Source organism: Bacillus sp. Bos-x628, from assembly GCF_040500475.1.
Classification (GTDB): Bacteria; Bacillota; Bacilli; order Bacillales; family Bacillaceae; genus Bacillus; species Bacillus maqinnsis.
Genome location: NZ_CP159358.1, coordinates 1,652,950 through 1,672,054, shown reverse-complemented (window position 1 = coordinate 1,672,054; position 19,105 = coordinate 1,652,950). Strand labels below are relative to the sequence as shown.

Annotated in this window: 16 protein-coding genes, 2 pseudogenes and 1 other annotated feature (1 of these 19 cut by a window edge); of the genes and pseudogenes, 9 read left to right on the top strand and 9 right to left on the bottom strand. The window is 38.7% G+C overall.

All coding sequences use genetic code 11. The features are described from left to right. Positions 1–216, top strand: a binding site (T-box leader); it begins 62 nt to the left of the window's first position. A 65-nt stretch (positions 217–281) separates the two neighbouring features. Continuing rightward, positions 282–1,490: an MFS transporter gene (locus ABVJ71_RS08775; RefSeq protein WP_353853700.1), complete on the top strand. Its 1,209-nt coding sequence runs from the start codon at positions 282–284 to the stop codon at positions 1,488–1,490. A 211-nt stretch (positions 1,491–1,701) separates the two neighbouring features. Continuing rightward, positions 1,702–1,961: pseudogene (locus ABVJ71_RS08770) on the top strand (peptidoglycan-binding domain-containing protein); the annotation flags it as partial. A gap of 44 nt (positions 1,962–2,005) precedes the next feature. Here the strand turns inward: ABVJ71_RS08770 and ABVJ71_RS08765 are convergent. The 4 genes from ABVJ71_RS08765 to ABVJ71_RS08750 all read right to left on the bottom strand — a co-directional run bounded on the left by ABVJ71_RS08765 (position 2,006) and on the right by ABVJ71_RS08750 (position 5,871). Further along, complete coding sequence (locus tag ABVJ71_RS08765; RefSeq protein WP_353853699.1) at positions 2,006–2,296, bottom strand: contact-dependent growth inhibition system immunity protein; 291 nt, start codon at positions 2,294–2,296, stop codon at positions 2,006–2,008. A gap of 5 nt (positions 2,297–2,301) precedes the next feature. Continuing rightward, positions 2,302–3,942 carry a T7SS effector LXG polymorphic toxin gene (locus tag ABVJ71_RS08760; RefSeq protein ID WP_353853698.1) on the bottom strand — a complete coding sequence of 547 codons (1,641 nt, stop codon included), beginning with the start codon at positions 3,940–3,942 and terminating at the stop codon, positions 2,302–2,304. A 613-nt stretch (positions 3,943–4,555) separates the two neighbouring features. Beyond that, positions 4,556–4,945 carry a hypothetical protein gene (locus tag ABVJ71_RS08755; RefSeq protein ID WP_353853697.1) on the bottom strand — a complete coding sequence of 130 codons (390 nt, stop codon included), beginning with the start codon at positions 4,943–4,945 and terminating at the stop codon, positions 4,556–4,558. Positions 4,946–5,343: 398 nt separating this feature from the next. Then, the gene (locus ABVJ71_RS08750; RefSeq protein ID WP_353856619.1) at positions 5,344–5,871 is read right to left on the bottom strand and encodes an SMI1/KNR4 family protein; all 528 of its coding nucleotides are present in this window, start codon (positions 5,869–5,871) and stop codon (positions 5,344–5,346) included. Between the two features lie 259 nt (positions 5,872–6,130). Between ABVJ71_RS08750 and ABVJ71_RS08745 the strand changes: the two genes are divergently transcribed. After that, the gene (locus tag ABVJ71_RS08745; protein ID WP_353853696.1) at positions 6,131–6,547 is read left to right on the top strand and encodes a hypothetical protein; all 417 of its coding nucleotides are present in this window, start codon (positions 6,131–6,133) and stop codon (positions 6,545–6,547) included. Positions 6,548–6,604: 57 nt separating this feature from the next. Here ABVJ71_RS08745 and ABVJ71_RS08740 read toward each other — a convergent pair. Both ABVJ71_RS08740 and ABVJ71_RS08735 read right to left on the bottom strand, forming a co-directional pair. After that, a pseudogene (locus tag ABVJ71_RS08740) lies at positions 6,605–6,912 on the bottom strand (DUF4064 domain-containing protein). A 63-nt stretch (positions 6,913–6,975) separates the two neighbouring features. Continuing rightward, entirely contained in the window at positions 6,976–7,419 is a 444-nt protein-coding gene (locus tag ABVJ71_RS08735) for a hypothetical protein (protein ID WP_353853695.1), read from the bottom strand. 231 nt (positions 7,420–7,650) lie between these two features. Between ABVJ71_RS08735 and ABVJ71_RS08730 the strand changes: the two genes are divergently transcribed. Further along, a complete protein-coding gene (locus tag ABVJ71_RS08730) occupies positions 7,651–8,019 on the top strand; it encodes an RlpA-like double-psi beta-barrel domain-containing protein (RefSeq protein ID WP_353853694.1) in 369 nt (122 codons plus the stop codon). A gap of 68 nt (positions 8,020–8,087) precedes the next feature. After that, complete coding sequence (locus tag ABVJ71_RS08725; RefSeq protein WP_353853693.1) at positions 8,088–9,140, top strand: hypothetical protein; 1,053 nt, start codon at positions 8,088–8,090, stop codon at positions 9,138–9,140. 219 nt (positions 9,141–9,359) lie between these two features. On the opposite strand, the gene ABVJ71_RS08720 is transcribed toward ABVJ71_RS08725, so the two are convergent. The 3 genes from ABVJ71_RS08720 to gabP form a co-directional block, all read right to left on the bottom strand. Then, on the bottom strand, positions 9,360–9,734 hold the full coding sequence (locus ABVJ71_RS08720; RefSeq protein ID WP_353853692.1) for a carboxymuconolactone decarboxylase family protein: 375 nt from the start codon (positions 9,732–9,734) through the stop codon (positions 9,360–9,362). 479 nt (positions 9,735–10,213) lie between these two features. Next, on the bottom strand, positions 10,214–11,746 hold the full coding sequence (locus ABVJ71_RS08715) for a multicopper oxidase (RefSeq protein ID WP_353853691.1): 1,533 nt from the start codon (positions 11,744–11,746) through the stop codon (positions 10,214–10,216). 99 nt (positions 11,747–11,845) lie between these two features. After that, positions 11,846–13,234, bottom strand: coding sequence for a GABA permease (gabP, locus tag ABVJ71_RS08710; RefSeq protein WP_353853690.1), 1,389 nt, complete (start codon positions 13,232–13,234; stop codon positions 11,846–11,848). A gap of 483 nt (positions 13,235–13,717) precedes the next feature. Between gabP and ABVJ71_RS08705 the strand changes: the two genes are divergently transcribed. The 4 genes from ABVJ71_RS08705 to ABVJ71_RS08690 all read left to right on the top strand — a co-directional run bounded on the left by ABVJ71_RS08705 (position 13,718) and on the right by ABVJ71_RS08690 (position 19,088). Beyond that, positions 13,718–14,617 carry a cation diffusion facilitator family transporter gene (locus ABVJ71_RS08705; protein ID WP_353853689.1) on the top strand — a complete coding sequence of 300 codons (900 nt, stop codon included), beginning with the start codon at positions 13,718–13,720 and terminating at the stop codon, positions 14,615–14,617. 107 nt (positions 14,618–14,724) lie between these two features. Beyond that, positions 14,725–15,687 carry a MoxR family ATPase gene (locus tag ABVJ71_RS08700; RefSeq protein ID WP_353853688.1) on the top strand — a complete coding sequence of 321 codons (963 nt, stop codon included), beginning with the start codon at positions 14,725–14,727 and terminating at the stop codon, positions 15,685–15,687. Positions 15,688–15,731: 44 nt separating this feature from the next. Then, positions 15,732–16,874: a DUF58 domain-containing protein gene (locus ABVJ71_RS08695; RefSeq protein WP_353853687.1), complete on the top strand. Its 1,143-nt coding sequence runs from the start codon at positions 15,732–15,734 to the stop codon at positions 16,872–16,874. A 9-nt stretch (positions 16,875–16,883) separates the two neighbouring features. Next, positions 16,884–19,088 (top strand): transglutaminaseTgpA domain-containing protein, encoded by a 2,205-nt coding sequence (locus tag ABVJ71_RS08690; protein WP_353853686.1) that lies wholly within the window; start codon positions 16,884–16,886, stop codon positions 19,086–19,088. Positions 19,089–19,105 lie beyond the last annotated feature (17 nt).

Below are 19,105 nucleotides of genomic sequence, written 5' to 3'. Positions count from 1 at the left end.
ATGGAGGATGTAGAAGCACATGGAACCAAGCCTTGGAGCTGTACATAGGATATTGTCTTTATGAGATTGATGATGTGCCGGATTCTCCCGTTATAGAGATAGAGTATACCCTACATTATATATTCTGTAGAAGTACTCGAAAAGGTTTTTGTGGCGACACAAGAACAAACTGGGGTGGCACCACGAACTTCTAAATTCAGGAGTCTCGTCCTCAAGTCTAATGACATGGGGGTGGGATTCCTTTTTGATGTCTACAAATATTGAATTTAGGAGTGGGTTCGATGTTGAAAATTATTAAGTGGAAAAACCCTTTATTACTTTTATCCGGTATTGGCGTATCCAATTTAGGTGCCTGGATTTATTTAATTGCGCTTAACCTGATTGTTTTGGATATGACAGGATCACCCTTAGCAGTATCAGTTCTTTATATCCTTATACCGATTGCCACTTTATGTACTCATTTTTGGTCGGGAAGTTTTATTGACAGGTTAAATAAAAGGAACTTAATGATTTTCTTAGACTTAATCAGAGCATTCTTTATATTTTTACTTCCGTTTATGGATTCACTGATTTTAATTTATATATGGGTTTTTATCATCAATATTGCAAGTTCAATTTTTGGGCCTACATCTATGGTGTATATGACGAAGCTTATACGTAAGACAGATCGACAAAGATTTAATGCGCTTAGAAATTTTATTCATTCAAGTGGCTTTATTCTGGGACCTTCAATTGCGGGGGTTCTATTTATCATAGGCTCTCCATATGTAGCCATTCAGCTTAATTCTTTAGCATTATGGATATCAGCGATAATAATCTTATTACTTCCCAATTTGGAAACAAAAGGAGAAACTGTTATTTCTGAAAAAGTGAGCATTGCAGTAATCAAAAATGATTGGAGAGAAATCCTAAGTTTTAGTAAATTGAACACGCATATTACATTGGTTTATATTCTCTTTATTGGAATTACAGTATTTATGACTGCGTTAGACTCTTTAGAAGCTGCATTTGCAACAAAAGTTCTTATTTTATCTGAAAGTGCTTATGGCTTTCTTGTAAGTATTGCTGGAATAGGGATTATAATAGGCTCATTAACAAATGCCTTACTCGCTAATCGTCTGAAAGTTAATATCCTTATTGGTTTTGGTGCAATCTTTACACCATTTGGTTATTTAATCTTTGCATTCTCACAGAATTTTATTTGGGCATCTATAGGTTTTTTCACATTAACGTTTGCCTTATCATTTGCAAATACGGGATTTTTAACGTTTTATCAAAACAATGTACCAGTAGACATTATGGGGAGATTTTCAAGTGTTTTTGGGGTTTTAGAGGCATTGCTAATAATAATGTTTACGGGTATAGCAGGAGTTTTTTCTGAGTTATATGAGATTCGGTTTATATATATTATAGGTTCATTTGCTTTCTTGGCCTTAGGATTTATTGTGAATTTGGTCATTTTGGATAAGTCGAAAAAAGTCTATTCCTAGCAAGAAAATAGTAGCGAAGAAAAGTCGCCTCACATCTAATATATTAATTATTTTATAAAAGTAACTTTCCAGAAAAGGGGAGAATATTGTGAAAATGCCCTCGTAAGTTGCGTGATGGTTGGGATAGTTTTAAAGCGGGTATTGCGACTGCTCATACAGGTAAGAAGGCAACTGCAAGCCTGTTAAAGCAACACCAGTCAAAAATGCGTCTAAAAAGGCGTACAACTTATCGTCAGGCATCTACAAGGCAAAACACCTATCATGAAAGGGGACGCTGTAAGACAAATTCAAGAGGCTTTAGCGGCACTCTATTTCTATCCAGAAAAAGGAGCAAAAAACAACGGCATTGACGGCTATTATGGACCGAAAACAGCAAATGCGGTCAAACGGTTCCAGCTGATGTACGGACTGTCCGCCGACGGTATTTATGGGTCGAAGACGAAAGCAAAACTCGAAGCATTATTGAAATAAAAGTGCCCCTTGAAGATTCAAGGGGCTCGTAAAGATTACAAAATTTAAGTATTGTTTTTTATTTTTTGAGTAACTTGTTTAAGCCACATTAATGGAGATACTTCGTAACTAAGGAAATCTACACCATCGGCAGCTTCCTCTATAAAATCATTTTTTTCTTCTTCTGAGTACTCACTGTTCATAAACTCTGTTAGAGCTACTACATCGTCTTCTTGTTCCTTTTGGGATACTTCATCTAAATACTCTTCAAGTGCTGACTCTGGTGATTCAATGTCTTGGTGAAAAACCCCTCCGAGAAATTGATATACAGGATCAGAAACTTTTATTTCAATCATTATTTTCACCTCGTCGGGTAGCCTGTTCTGATATAGCTACCATCCTTATTTTTTTTCAATACAATTTTAGCATTAGTCATATCTGTAACTTCATCTGAACCCTTGATGACTCCTCGGCCGATAACTTCTTTCCCTTTATAATTAAGAACTAATGGTTTTCTTACATCACTCTTTAACCACTTGTCTATTTCATTTTTATGCTTTGTTAGGACTTCATTAGCAATTTTTTCTGCAGTTGCCCGATCTGTGAATGTTGATGAACCAGAAATTTTCTTTTTACTCAGCTTATTTTTTTGAAGCCTATGTAATAGTTCCTTGTCAGTTTTCGCAACATGTCTTTCTATAAGGTGTCCGCCTCTATCTTCATGAGCTGCCAAGCCACCTCCTGGAGCTAACGGACTGCTGTCTCCAGGTTTAATAAGATCTTGATCCTTTGTACCTTTCTCAACCTTTGAAACTTTCTTGGCTACTTTCTCCCCTTTCATTATTTTAAACACGTATTTTCCAGCTTTAACGATTTGAGCTCCTGGTATCATGTACAAGCTTGATACGAGGCGGTCTGTGTCAGTGACTTTATTACCTGTTACAGGATCTCTCCCTGTAATGACTCGAATTGCGTCGTTTATTCCTGTGAATTCAACCGCTGTATTTAATACGTTTTGGGGTTGATCGCCTGTTTTTACATCAGAAATCGGTTTAACGCTCTCAATCGTTACTTTGTTTTGCTCCGATATTCGTAAGCGATACAGCATTCCATCTCGCATGACTTCAACTGTTTTGGCATTTGCGAAGTCGATATGTTTGTACTCACTTGTATCATACACTTTCCCATTGATGATCACTACGTTTTGATTGATTTTAGTAGGTGGTTTTTCCTTCATAACCGTATCCACATTCGCCAGTTCTTTCTCTCTCAGCTTCCTCAGCATAATCATCATTGGGGTTTCATCAGGATTGTCTATTTTTTCATTCAATCCACTGATGGTGCTGCTCACTTTTTCTGCTTTTCCATCTTTGAAAATAGAGCCTTTTTGATAGCTGGTGATCTCGATTTTTGGACCAGTGAACATGGTGCTTAGGGTGTCTATGTATTGATTCATTGTGTGAAGGGCGCTTTCTGTTTCATGTAAACCACTCGTTTGTTTCCTGTCAAATGCATGAAGCAGTCCAATGGTTTTTGAGGTCTCAAGCCATGCTTTTTGGTAGCTTTCTTGGAAAGCAGATTCATCTACATGTGGCAAATGCACAATATGGCTGACCCTGCCGAGGGCTTGATTTACATCTGATACGATATCAGAAATGGTCCGTTCTGCTTTTTTTAACCCTTGGTCAAGCTCGTGTTCAATAAATGATTGAGAGATAAAGCCATTCGGGTTTGATTCAAGTGCATGGAGAGCCTGCTTTGTCTTTTTTAGCGCACCGGTGTATTCTTCAATGACGACCTGAAAGAATTGCAAAAAGGGGATATGACACTCTTCGTAAAACGCTTGAATGGCTTCACCAGCCTCGCCCTTTAGTGCGCCATCTAGTGAGATGATTTGATTGATTTGTATTTCAAGGGATTTGATGTTTTGTGATTGTTGTGTTAATTGTTCCAGCGTTTGATCAATGGCAATGTGCAACGCCTGAACATCTAAAGTTTTCATGGCATTCTCCTTTAATGCTTGGTTGCAATCAAAAGAGATTTTACCATTATACGGAGAATGGGTGGGAAATAAATACTTACATTCCTTTAAAATGAAACGATTTGCATAGGTGATAAAGACTAGATGTTCAAATAACGAGTGTGGAACAATCTGAGAATGTGTGTGTTCTCAATGCAAAAACACCTCCGAATTCAAACTTTTTTAAGTGTCATGTCGAAGGTGTTTTATAGTGTCTCATAATTTTAGGTTAGTCTAATAAGCCCTTCCAATTAGAGGCTTTTTGTTTGTCATTGTTCAGTTCGATGTTTCATTTTATGGATTGTTCTAAATGAGGCATCAACGCCTATAAAGACGATAAAGATTATAGCAACCCAGTTAAATAGGTCTGCCCAAATATTGGATATATTAATAACACCGACGTTACTTAATCCTGATTGAATCACAAAAGAGATTAGCACTGTAATAAACACGTTGAAAAACCAATTTGTTTTTTTCAATTGCTATACTCCTTTCTTAGAGGAATTTACAAACGTACTTAGTTGTTTTGTTTTTATTTTTGTAACGTTTACAAAATTCATATCCCCCATATCTAAGAGTTATTTACCTAGCCACGCTAGACCTGCGCCAGCCAATACTTTTGCTGCCCAAGGAACGATGGGGCAACCATTGTAGTTACTTCGCCTTTTTCTTTAGCATCTTGTTGTTCGTCATATGCTTTTTGAGCGTCTTGAGGAGTTAATGATTCTAGGCGGTTCTTCATTTCTAACGCAATGTCCTCTGGCCATCCAGCATTAATAACTTTGGATTCGTCAAACGAAAAGGACTTACTTTCTTCATTGTATGCAGCAGCATCAAAAATAGCCTGTGCAATTCTTTGTTGTTTTTGTGGATTCCATTGTTCTTTTGCGGATTCCTGACCAAAAGAAGATGTGATACCAAGTGTCAGAATAAGAGTTAATACAAGAGTAAGTTTTAAATTGGGCTTACGCAATAAACCATACAACCTATACATTCTCTCCCTCTAAAAGTATTGTTTCATACCTATATTATAACAATAAATAGGTTTTATTTTCCATAATTTTAAGTAAAATGGTAAAATCATTAAATGAAAATCCTGTTAATTGTGGCAAGACTGTGAAGCGTTCCCTATTTAAACCGTCATTCTCTTTATCTCATTCCAATTTCTATTCGAGATATTAAATTTTTAACAGCTTTCTGATATAGATTGTTCGTCTTTGCCCGTTTTTCTTTTTAAATCATTCATTGTTGGGTTTCGTTTAAGTCAGCTAGGTGTGTGGGAGGACTTTTTCAATATACTTCATCCATACTTTAAAAATAAAAAAGATTGTAGAAAAACATGAGTTTCTCTACAATCTAATAGACTTCAACCGAGTCTCTTTTTTAAATATTTTCGTAGTAACCCTTGACATCTCGATTTATTTCCCAATATTTAACGCCATTTGAGATTAGCAAACGGTCAAACCATATTTCAAAATTCGATCCTAAGTTCTCGGCTTCTTCAAATGGATCTATTGAATCTAAAAAGAACATGTAATCTAATCCATTGCTATACCTTTTTGTATCAATTACATATCGTCCATCATAATGATACCCAATTAATATACACTCTTCAGGAAGATCTTGAACCTCATTATATTTAATGACATCGCTTGTACTAAGGACTTCAATGCCATCAATTATGTTGATTCCATTGTGTAATCTAAGAAATGCCTTATAATCATTTGGAAGTTTAACCTTAAAGACATTTTCTAAATATGCAATTTCCTCCTCGGTTGCTGGATCATTAAAAAGATAATAGGGGTCTTCTAAAACAAAACCACCAGGCTGTAGCAATGGAAATGTCCCATGACTGTCAAGGATGCTTTTTAATCCCTTAAGTGTCTGCTTAATCAATTCGCCCTCTCTCATATCTTCCACTCCCCTCATATTATTGTTACATCTATTATATAAATTTTCTTCAAAAATGGATTTTAATTTAAAATTGGATGAAACGCAGATATGCACCTAGTATTCCATCTTTGGTAATTTATAGGTATATTTTGTGGTTGTTGAAGAGTCATTCATTAAACAGTTAACTTAAAATTACATAAAATCCACTTATGATCTCTTAAAACCAACTTGAATTTCCTTATAATAGAATGATGATAAGGGAATGGGAGTGAATGAGATGGATGATACATTAGTCAAGACGGTTAAAAGAGAGGGTCATCATGAATTCTTGTTTATCAATATATCTTCAAAAACAATTGGGGCTCTTTCAAAGGAATCAGCAGAGCACATTTTAAAAATAAGGGATACTGATTATATTCATCAACTTATGTATGTACCTATTGAAAATGACGATGATCTCAAGTGGTTCATCCAATCTTTGCATAAGGCAATAATAAAGGAAAATGACTTTAGTGTTGTTCTTGAATTAGCTGACCTACTTTATTTCTTTGTTGTTCCATTTTATAAAGAAAAGTTCAAGAGCCATGAGGGTTTGTCACAGTTGATGAACGATATGATCTTTTTCCTGGAGCTTTGGAAAGATCAAGAGATAATAGAGCTAGTTGATGCCATTCAATATGATTACAAAAAGTAGATCAAAAAGCTTGTAGAGGTGTTCTACAAGCTTTTTGATGCTATTTAGAGTGGCTGTTTAAGCAGGTTCTTTTCTAAATACGCCCATGCACCTTGCGATGATGATTAATACATCTGGAATAATATAGAAATAGAAATGATTCCACCAACAGCAGATACTAATAATAAAATTTCGCCAAGCTTTGCTTTTTTCTTTACCACTACAGATGCAACGATAGCAAGAATAGAGAAGAGCATTGCTGACCAGCCTAAGCCAGAGATTTGACTTGTACCAGATTCACTGAAAGCTGCGTCGATTCCTCCGAAGGCAAAGGCAAACATTGCGCCGAAAAATTCAAAAATACCTCCAATGAAGCCTAAAACAATTCTGTCGTTCTTTTCATGATGTTAATGGTTTTGTAAAAATCAATAAAGAATTTTCTCGCCCAATTATTTCGCTCTGTCCCACGTAATCTTTGTTTCACTTGTTGACTTTTCACCTTTAGCCAGCAGTTTTCCGTTATCTTGTTTCACTGTGATATGCAGGTCATAAAATGAGTAGAGTGCACCAAGGCTGTCATTTTCAGGTTTGTGCAGGTTGTTTTCTTTTTCAGTGGCTGCGCCAATGGCTAATGTTTTGGCAAAGTTTAAGCCGATAACTTCAGCGTAATCACTATTTGTGTCAGATGAAGCGGTGACTGTTAAAGAAATGACTTTCTTCTTTTTATCAATTGTCACGGAGGTGTCTTTTACGAGCTTTGATTGCTTCATGATCTCTTTTGTTTCGTTTTGAATTCGTTCACTGATATTTGGAAGTGCAACGGATGTTGATTTTTGTTCTTTTGTCGAATTTGAACAAGCTGCTAGAATGGAGAGACTTACAGCTAGGCTCATGAAAACAAGTAGGCTTTTTCTCACGTTCTTTCTCCTTTTTCTGTCGAGGTATGTATACTTATGTTATCACGAAATCATTCTTTCAATAAATGAGAAGTGTTAAAAAGCTGTGAAGCAACCATTTCGGTTATAAAGTGGTCAACTTGTATCTGAATTGTAATGTGACTGTAAAACAACTGGGTTCAACTTCATGTATAATAAGTGCAGAAATCAAATACGGAGGATTTTTTAATGAACAAAAAGCTTATCACGATAATCGTAACTGTTGCTAGTTTATTTTTAGCGTTTAGTTTCTCGAATGGAGCGAGTGCTAAAAAGGTTAGTGGTAATATTACTTGGTATAATGGTGTAGGTAAAAAAGGTGCAGACGGAAAAAAACTTGGTCATTGGGATGCAGCAACAAAAATGGGATTTGACGTACCGAAGAAAGGTACAAAACTGAAAGTGACAACAAAAGCGAAACCACATAAAGTGATTACAGTATATAAATATGATGTAGGAAGAATGCCAAACGCTATATTAGATGTTAGTCCAAAGGCATTCAAAGCACTTGGGTATTCAACTAGCAAAGGTGTTGTAAAAGGACATTACACTTATTAATACATAGTCAGGGGGAGAAGCGGGAAAAGTCTATTTTCTGGCTTCTTTTCTTGTAGAGAGGGTCTGAAATGAAAATGAAGAAATCAACATGGTGGATCATCACGGTGATTGGGGTCGCAGCCATTGCGGTCATTTTTTTCTTGCTAAAGCCGCATCATGGGACGGAAAATGCAGGGAAAGTCAAAACGAATCAAGAGGCGAAAGACGAGCTGCTTGTATCATTTACGGATCAGCAGTTAAACAACACATATTATCTTCATGATCGTGCGTTGAATACAGAGAAACTCACAGCGTATCCGTCTATTGCCTATGATTCAACTAAACAGCTTTTATACTATACGTATACGGATGAAGAGACACAAAAAGTCAGTATTCAAGAGTTAAATGTGAAGACAGGTAAAAAAAGAACACTGTACACAAGTGAAGATTCAATTGACAGCATGAGACTGTCAGGTGATGGGAAACAATTATATATTCGGTATAATAAAGATTCTGGTGAACAATTTTATGTGGCAGTATTTGATTTGAAAAAGAAACAGGTGAAGCTCGTTTATCCTGAAAAAAGCAATGATGATACTGTAAGTTCGTTTGCATATGATCCAACATCGAACATGCTAGCAATTCAGCATTATTCATTAAAAGAAGATTATCAAAAGACAGATGAAGCCAATGAAAAAGGAATAAACCCTGAACCAACAACCATGAAAATCACGCTGAAAGAAGATGGAAAGCGAAAACGTATTGCGAAAATCTCGCAAACGATCAATGATATTTCATTTTCACCAGATCATAAGAAATTGATCTACACGGAAACGAAAATTCGGAATGAACAAGAAGTGTCATCTATCAAAGTGCTTGATGTAGCAACTGGGAAAACGGGTACACTTGTTAAAAGCAACCGAGATTTCCATATTTTAAGTGCTGCACAGCCGCAATTCTCTTCGGATGGTGAGTCTGTTTATTTCTTAGGCGTTGCTAAGAACGCAAAGGAGTTAAAGGATGATACCGGACGAAAGGCGAAGGTCAGAACCATTTATGAATATGATCTTAAGAAGAAAAAGGTAGAAACCGCTTGGGAGAAGAATGGCGGGATTATTAATAATTTCACGGTTAATCGCTAAATCAATCGTTCAGTTATTTGACATAACTGAACGATTTTTTATTTTGTTATATGGTTTGCAAGCGAAAAGTATGGAATGGATGATTCGATTCATCTATATGGTGAAAAAATGAATGGTATTTTCACGTTTTCACGTTGTGACAATGTATGAGAAAGGATGTAAAATGAGTTGAAGAAAAAAAGCAAAGAAAAAACGAGAGGACATCTCGTTTTCTACAATTTATTTGGTGTGTTTGTCTAGTAAGTTTTGAAAAACAAATAGCGCATGAATAGAATGGGGAAAACCAGCGACCTTTGCACAGTGTTTAATGATCTCCATGACCTCTATGACAGAAAGTCCTGTATGTAATGCTTGTTGAAAATGAGCTTTTAATTCTTCTTCACATTCGCCCTTTGTGATGAGGGCAGATAACGTGCTGATGGCTTTCTGTTTTTCGTCTAATATGAAGTGGTTGAATTCTTTTTGTTCACCGAGTTCAATTGTTAGTTGTTCAATGTTTGAGCGGATGCTCTCGTCGTCATGAATTGAAAGCTTCTCCATTTTACCTGCCGCAGATTCTTGTTTGACCAAGCAAGTCTCTTTTTCCTCATTCAAATGGAACTCCTCCGTTTTTTATCGAAATTTTCCTTTTGTTCGATAGCCTTTTTTATATGTGATGGGTATATAGTAGTATTATCGGTATGCTGCGTCAACTTTTTAAGTTTTGCTCAACAAGGAAACTGATCATTGGTAAGTTGCTGATCTAGATTGTTGACAAAGAGCTGAAATGGTTTTATTTTAGCCCTTTGTCATCTTTATCAAATCAGCGTGAATTGAGAATCATTGAAGTTTAGGAAACCTGTTTATTTCTTGCTCATTTGTTGAATCGAAATGATTCCCTCTCATGAAGGATCTTGATTGTGAGCGTCATATATTGATGCCATCAATGTCAATACTTGATAAGAGAAACCTTCCTTTATCCATTTTTTAGCATAGGCTCTTCTTTTGTTTAAATCGCTAAATTATTCATTTTTGTTGACAACCTTTCCGTCCATACAAGGTTTCATGCATGTGATGGAAAAATGGTTTCACTTTTACTGAATGATGTCCATAGGCCGCATCATGTCATAATCTTCATGCTCTAAAATATGACAATGCCACACATACCTTCCACTGTATGGAACAAATCGAGCCATGATTCTAATCACTTCACCTGCATGCGCTTGAATGGTGTCCTTATAGCCTTGTTCATGCAAAGGAGGGGCTTCATTCGGTCCTGTATACACAATTTCTCCAGTTGATTCATAGATGGCTGTATCAAAAGGTCTTCGGTCAATGACTCTAAATTGAACTAGATGTAAATGAATAGGGTGTGTGCCCCTTGTTGGATTGACGATTGACCAAACTTCCACACTGCCAAGTCTAGGATTTTCTGTGACGGGGTTACTCCAAAATTGATTATCTAATAATAAAATAGGGCGGCCATATTTATCCTGAGTTCCGCCAAGTGTCAAAGTGCGCTCATTATCAGCACGACTCGGTCGGAGCGGCGGTAGTGGCTTGAAAATGGGCCGTAAAGTTTTAGGTGCTCTTCCTTTAAGCTTACGTGTGACTTTAAATTGCATAATATTGGCATCTGTTTCAGGGTTTACATCCTGTCCGCAGCCGGCTTTATTTTTTAAAGTGATCGTTTGGTTTTGGTAAGCTGAAAAGTCGATGATGACATCGAACCGTTCAGCAGGTGCAATGCTAAAGGACTGGTGATGAACAGGTCTTGGTAAAAAGCCGCCATCTGATCCGATTTGCAAGATGGTTGCACCATTGTCTAGATGAAGCTCGTATATTCTTGTGTTGGAGGCATTTAAAATGCGAAAACGGTATTTTCTAGGTTCTACTTCTAAATAAGGCCATACTTTTCCATTAACCAAAATCGTCTCACCACAAAAGAAGGGCACGATTGAAGGGTTTGGAATGTCACTATCTTCCGGAATGTTATTCGGTCTGCTTGGGTAAAAAAGAGCACCATCCTCCTGAAACGTACGATCCATGATCATTAAAGGAATATCATAATCATTTTTCGGTAAGTCTAATGATTTTTCAAAGTCATCTGAAATCAAATAAAATCCGGCTAAACCTGCGTATACATTTAATCGTGTTAATGCCATCGCATGATCGTGATACCATAATGTACATGCTTGCTGCTTATTCGGATATTCGTAAATCTGTCTCTCATAGAAAGGGCCAGTTGCCTCAAAATCTCGAGAGAACCAAGCCTCTGGATATCCGTCGCTGCTCGCTGGTGTCACACCGCCATGCAGATGAACGACTGTTTTCACTTCTGGTTCATCATGATGACCGGAGTGAATGGTGTGATCGACTGGCAAAAAGTGTTTGAGCGGCAGTTTGTTCATCCATTTCACTTTCACCTTTTCATTTCGATTCGCTTTAATGGTTGGACCAGGCAAACTGCCATTATATGTCCACAGTTTTGTCGGGGGAAGGTCTCTGTGGACTTTTAAGAACACCTCCTCCATTGAAATTTCATAATAAGTTTGCTTTGGGTTTTTTTTGACGGGCTTCGCTACTTCTGGAATGGGAAGCTCGTCAACAAATTTTTCTAGATTCATGTTTGATAATCCTCACTTACATCCAATTTGATACATTATAAGTGCGGACTTTGAAATAGGTGAATAAAATAAAAAAACCCGCTTTTCAGCGGGTAGGAATTAAGGATGTTTATTTTCAAGTGAAGCGTTTGCAGGCATTTTTTTATTCGGTTTAAAAATAAAATAAGCTGCTAGTACGCCAAAGGTAATGATACTGGTCAAAATAAGCTGCGGTCTCATAGAGTCGATAAACAACATAGAAACCAAAATGATGCAAATGACAACAATGGTAAAGTACGTGAGATATGGGAACAGCCACATTTTGATTTTTAGTTGTTCTGGATTTTCTTTTTCCATTTGACGCCGCATTCTTAGTTGAGAAATGGCAATGACCAAGTATACAAGTAATGCAATGGCTCCGGATGCGTTCACTAAGAACAAAAAGATCGTTTCAGGATAAAAGTAGTTCATCATGACGGCAATGTATGAAAAGAAAGTCCCTGCGACTGTAGCCGCTACAGGAACACCACGTTTGTTAATTTTCATAAAGCGTTTCGGTGCTTCGCCTCTCTCGGCTAATGAATACAGCATTCTTGACGTTGTATACAATCCGGAATTTAAACAAGAAAGAACAGCGGTTAAAACAATGACATTCATAATCTGTGCTGCTGATGGAACGCCGATGTATTCTAAAACAGCGACGAAGGGGCTTTTTAAAATATTCGCTGAGTTCCATGGGAGCAGGGTGACAACGACCGCGATAGATCCAACATAGAACACAATAATACGCCATACAACGGAACGAGTGGCTGTGGTGACAGATTTGACTGGGTCTGCTGATTCGCCGGCAGCAATCGCAACAATCTCAGTCCCCATGAAGGAAAAGATCACGACGACGATTCCAAGTAAAACAGAGCCAAATCCGTTTGGCAGGAAACCGCCGTTGCTTGTTAGATTTTGCAAGCCTGCTGTATGATGTCCGGCAAAACCAAAGATAAATGCAAAACCGATCAGTAGAAATAGAACAATGCTCACAACTTTAATTAAAGAAAACCAATATTCAAATTCTCCAAAAGATTTTACAGAAAAGATATTTGTTAATGTTAAGAGGATCGTGAGAATAAGACTTGTGAGCCAGACGGGTGCATCTCCATACCAATATTGAATAATGGCGGCACCGGCAATAGCCTCGATGGCGATCACAATGACCCAAAAGAACCAATAAAGCCAGCCGATGGTAAAACCGGCCCATGGACCAATGGCATCACTCGCATATTGAGAGAATGAACCGCTTGTAGGATAGGCGCACGCCATTTCTCCAAGCATTCGCATAATAAAAATCACTAGGAGCCCAGCAAATGAATAGGAAAGAATAGATCCTGGGCCTGCTGAATGAATGACAGCGCCACTTCCAATAAATAGCCCTGCTCCGATGACCCCTGCAATGGAGATCATTGAAATATGTCTTGTCTTAAGATTTTTTTGAAGACCGTTTGTCATGTTGGACATAGCTTTACCTCCAAACATTTCTCTTAAATAGAGAATTTGTTTTTAGAATATTTTAAATTTTATCATACTGAATTACCATTCAGCATTGGACAGCTTATCAAACTGACATTTCAAACCTCTTAACATGATGTTAAAAAATATAAAGGATTTGAGAGATTATGTTTCCTCTTTCTTCTCAGACTCATTCATAAAAATAGCATAAGAAAGAAGAAACAAAAGTTGTGTCCTAAAATAAAAATATTCTGATAATATATCCGGAGAGCAGATTTGCTTGAATATCTGTTTTCAAGTAAATGGCGAAAATGCTGATAGGAGTAGGTCTTGAGGTCAATTGACCATATAAAAATAAGTTTACATCGGTCAACACATTTCTATTTATCCTATTTTGCTGACGCAAGCGAATCATGTTGCTGTAGACCCACACGGGCTTTACTTTGTAAGATAAATGATAGAAAAGATATGTGTGAGGAGGCGCTGTTCGACATGGAGCGCTATAACGAATTAAAACAAGGCGAAACAGGTGCTTGGGTGAGTATCATTGCCTATGTGATGTTATCTGCAGTTAAACTGATCATTGGTTATGTTTTTCATTCTGAAGCCCTTTCGGCAGATGGATTCAATAATACGACAGATATTATTGCATCACTTGCTGTGTTAATTGGGCTGCGGATTTCTCAGAAGCCGCCTGATGAAGATCATCCATATGGTCATTTTAGAGCTGAAAATATTGCATCACTTGTTGCATCATTTATCATGATGCTTGTTGGACTCCAAGTTCTGGTAAGTGCAGGTCAGTCACTTTTCTCATCAGAGCATCAAACACCTGATATGATCGCTGCTTGGACGGCAGCAGGGAGTGCCGTTGTGATGTATGGTGTATATATATACAATCGCAAATTGTCCAAGCGGATCAATAGCCAGGCTCTTTATGCGGCTGCTGCTGATAATAAATCAGATGCTTATGTGAGTATCGGAACATTTGTGGGGATCATTGCTTCCCAATTCCATTTGGCATGGATTGATACGCTTGCTGCGTTTGTCATTGGCTTAATGATTTGTAAAACGGCCTGGGACATTTTTAGAGAGGCGTCTCATTCGTTAACTGATGGTTTTCATCTTAAAGATATGTCGAAGTATAAAGAGACAATTGAGTCGACTCCAGGTGTCGGTGATCTAAAAGATATTAAAGCCCGTTATCTTGGGAGTACGGTACATGTCGACGTTGTCGTTGAGGTAGAGCCACACTTGAATATTTCAGAGAGCCACGATATTGCCGATGAGATTGAACGTAGAATGAAGAAAGAACATGATATTTTACACTCTCACGTTCATATGGAGCCAGCGAGTGCGCCGGAAGAAACAAAGAAGTCTTTTCCATCGTGAGAAGGCTTCTTTTCGTCTATCACGCGTTGATGTTTTATGCAAGTGCTCGTTGTATGGTAAAGTTAGACTATATGAAAAATTGGGGGAAACGTGATAGGAGGTTCAGGATGGCATTTGATGTACCGATGCATTCAGATTTACAAAGAATTGTAGATAACATCAATAAAGTCATGGTTGGGAAAAAGGACATTACAGTTTTAAGCCTTGTTGCCATTTTGGCAAAAGGGCATGTGTTATTAGAGGATGTGCCTGGCGTAGGCAAGACGATGATGGTTCGTGCTTTGGCGAAATCAATCGGCTGTGATTTTAAGCGAATCCAATTCACACCTGATCTTTTACCTTCAGATATAACAGGTGTTTCTATTTATAACAAAAAGACAAATGAGTTTGAGTTCCGCCAAGGTCCGATTATGGGACAGATCATTTTGGCTGATGAGATTAATCGAACATCTCCTAAAACGCAGTCAGCTTTGCTTGAAGCGATGGAAGAAGGCAGTGTCACTGTAGATGGTGAAACGATGCCACTTGCTAATCCTTTTTTTGTCATGGCGACGCAAAATCCTGTGGAATATGAAGGAACATACCCACTGCCAGAAGCACAAATGGACAGGTTTTTATTCAAGCTACAGATGGGGTATCCAACCATGCTAGAAGAGCTAGAAGTATTGAATTTGCAGGAAAAACAATCCCCAATTGACACGCTTCAAGCTGTCATGACGAAGGAACATATCCAAGCACTGCAACAAGCGGTTCAAGCGGTTCATGTGGATGCATCTATTAAAGAATATATTGTAGAAATTGTCCAAACTACACGAAATCACCCATCTGTGTATTTAGGGGTAAGTCCAAGGGGATCTATTGCACTCATGAAGGCGGCTCAAGCATATGCGCTGCTGAATCAGCGTGATTATGTGATTCCAGATGATGTGCAGTATTTGGCTCCATATGCTCTTCCGCATCGAATGATTTTAACATCGGAAGCCACTTACGAAGGGAAGAAGGCGGAGACGCTACTTCAACATATGCTTGAGCATATTGGGGTACCAGTTCAAAAGTCGATGAGTCAATGAGGTTACGTGATCGCCTTCCTGTTTCATTATGGTTACGCGTTTTCATGCTCATCACCCTTACTGGCGCATCCTTTTGTTATGCCATGTTTCAGGGCGGTTTTGTGAGTTGGTTCCTTTTTTATGCATTTTTACCATATGCTTTGTATGCGTTGCTTTTTGCAAGCCTCCCACTTCATGTGACAGCAGAAAGAACATGTCATCACACCCGATTAAGAGCAGGGGATGTATTGACCGTTGACCTTGTGCTGAAGCGAACAAATCCATTTCCGTACTTTTATGCCATTGTAGAGGATGATTCACCTGACACCTTCCATTTGCAGGAGCAGATCGAAATGAAACAAATGATGTTCCCATGGTTTCAGAAAACATGGCGTTTATCTTATCAATTGAATGATGTTACGCGGGGAGAGCATCATTTGACAGCAGTCAGAATCAGAACGGGAGATTTGTTTGGCTTTGTGGAAAAGGAAGTCATCATTCCGCTAGAAAAAAAGCTTCTTGTCTATCCGAAAATGTTAGATCTTTCTGTTGAATTTGCCGAATCATTTAGTGAAAGTGGTCCCAAAGCGGTGCACTCGTGGTTCAATGAGCCAACAAATGTGATGACGAGTGTTCGGGAATATCAGCAGGGGGATCGCTTTGCTTGGGTGGATTGGAAGACGACCGCCAGAAGAGGTCAGTTGATGACAAAGGAGTTTGAACAGAATCAGATGAAGGGGCTTGTGGTTTTTGTCGATTTCACCGATCAAGCCGTCTTTGAAACGGTTGTGTCTATTGCAGCATCTGTTCTCCACACCGCAGTCAAAAGAGGTGTTCCTACAGGACTTGTTCCTCTTGTAGATCAGCCGCAGTTTAGAGTGGATCAAGGAGAGCCGCACTTACAGGACATGCTCTATTATTTAACAAGGGTGCAGCATCAGCCATCTCGATCTCCGGTGTATAAGCCGTTAGTAAGCAGTGAATATCAGCACACAGGCAAGTATGTGGTGACAGGCCATTTGCAGGAAGAGCTTGTCTCCAGCCTGCAAGGGAGCCGAAGCAGAAAGAACATCACCGTTCTTTTAGTCAAAAGAACGATTGACCGATTGACGACAAAAGACAAACAGTTTGTAGATCGGCTGAAAGCTTCTGGGATCAAGATCACTGCTTTATTTGAGGACCGGTTACATGAAAGGACTGTGAGGTGACAAGCATTCATGTTGCATACTCATCAGCAGCAAAGGCGTTTTGAGTTGTTCATCTATTACTTTGTAGCGTTTCTGCTGCTTTGGGAGTGGCTTCGTCCGCTCCAAGACTTTACGGAGACGAGCCATACGTCTTATTTCATCATGTTTATTGCACTTACGTGTTTGTTTACTTTCTTCCGTCTAAAGTGGTTTGTGACGTTTCCTATTTGCATAGGGCTCATTCTGCTTGCCTTGTATTTCATTTTTTATCAAACAGAGCCGAGCTATCCGGCAGCTCTGTTTGATGATATTAAGGATAATGTCACATTGATGAGATTAGGTATGTGGAGTGACATGTATCCATCATTCCGCACACTGCTGTTTTATATTTTGCTTTGGCTTCTCGTCTATTTGCTCCATTATTGGGTGGTCTATCAGCAGCGGATTTTTTTCTTTTTACTCATGACCATCATCTATGTGACGATTCTTGATACATTCACGCCGTATGACGCAACCTTTGCGATTGTCAGAATTATGGTGTTTGGCTTTTGTTTGCTAGGTCTGCTGTATTTTGATCGATTGCGGTCAGTTGAGCGTATCAGGATATCACAGAAAGCACGTCTAAAATGGTGTCTGCCTATGCTTACGCTTGTCCTCATATCGGCAACGCTCGGAGCTTCTTTGCCAAAGTCTGATCCAAATTGGCCAGACCCGGTACCGTTTTTGAAAACAGTCACAAATCAAGATGGGGATGGCGGACAGAATAAGGTCGGGTATAGTGCAGATGATACTTCACTTGGCGGGCCGTTTCGCGAAGATCGCACGCCAGTATTTAAGTGGAGCGGAAAAGAGCCTTCCTATTTTCGTGTAGAAACTAAAAGTATTTACACAGGCAAGGGCTGGGAAGATGCTTCAAATGATACAAAGCCAGTTCGTTTGGAAGATAACAAGGTTCAAAATCAATGGTTTACGGAGCGTGTGAAAACAAAAGTACATGAAATGAGAGTGGATATTGAGAAGAACTACCGATTTAACCATGCGCTATATCCGATCGGAACCACTTCACTAACCCCTTTGGATGAGATTCCGCTGAAAATGATGGGGAAAACGGAGAAAATTGTGCCGGCTGTTCAACATCCGCCCCAAAATTTAGGTAACTATCGAATCAGCTTTCAATCACCTACATTTATTCTTGAAGATTTACAGAAGATGAAAGTGCCGACAAAGCAGCAAGTGAATAGAGAGATTGGACATGAATATTTACAGCTCCCATCATCATTGCCAGAACGTGTGAAAACATTGGCGAACAGCTTAACGGAAACAAAGAATCATATGTATGACAAAGTAAAGGCGATTGAGGATTACTTAGGGTCTGATACATATTCATATGAAACGCAAAATGTGGCAGTACCTGGGCAAAATCAAGATTATGTGGATCAATTCTTATTTGATACGAAGATTGGATATTGTGATAATTTTTCCACCTCTATGATTGTGATGCTTCGCTCGGTCGGGATTCCTGCAAGGTGGGTAAAAGGGTATACATCGGGCCAGTTATTTGAGACGCAGATGGATGGTGACAATGTGTATGAAGTGACAAATAACAATGCGCATTCATGGGTGGAAGTCTACTTCCCAACATTAGGCTGGGTAACCTTTGAACCGACGAAAGGATTTACAAACCCTGAAGAATTCACAAATGAATCTCACATTAGCAATCAAACAAAAGATCAAAAGAAAGAGGAAGATCATCCGGAATCTAAAGCAAGGGAAAATCAACAGGCAGAACAGCCACAACAGAAGGGAACAAAGCAACCGGCTGAACCGAAAGAACAAACAACTCAAACCGAGCGCAGTGTGATGAATGTTGGTTCTATGTTGAGCTATATATTAGCCGGCATCATCCTTCTTGGGAACACTAGCTGGATTCTGTATCAATTTAGGGCGAGATGGCTGCCGTTTTTCATTGTACGAAAGGTGAAACGTCTTGCAGAGGATGAAGCCTTCTTCTATGCGTACGATGCCTTATTAAAGCAGCTCAAGCGCAAGGGAATGGAGAAAAAGCCTAGTATGACATTGCGAGAATTTGCCGCCTTTATTGATGGCAAATATGGAGATGACGAGATGACAGAGCTTACGCTGCTTTATGAGCGGGCTTTCTATCGAAAAGAAGATGCCTCGGCTCTTTGGCACCAATCCGCAAAGTTATGGGAAAATTTAATAAACAGGAGATAGTCTTGACCCCGTACCGT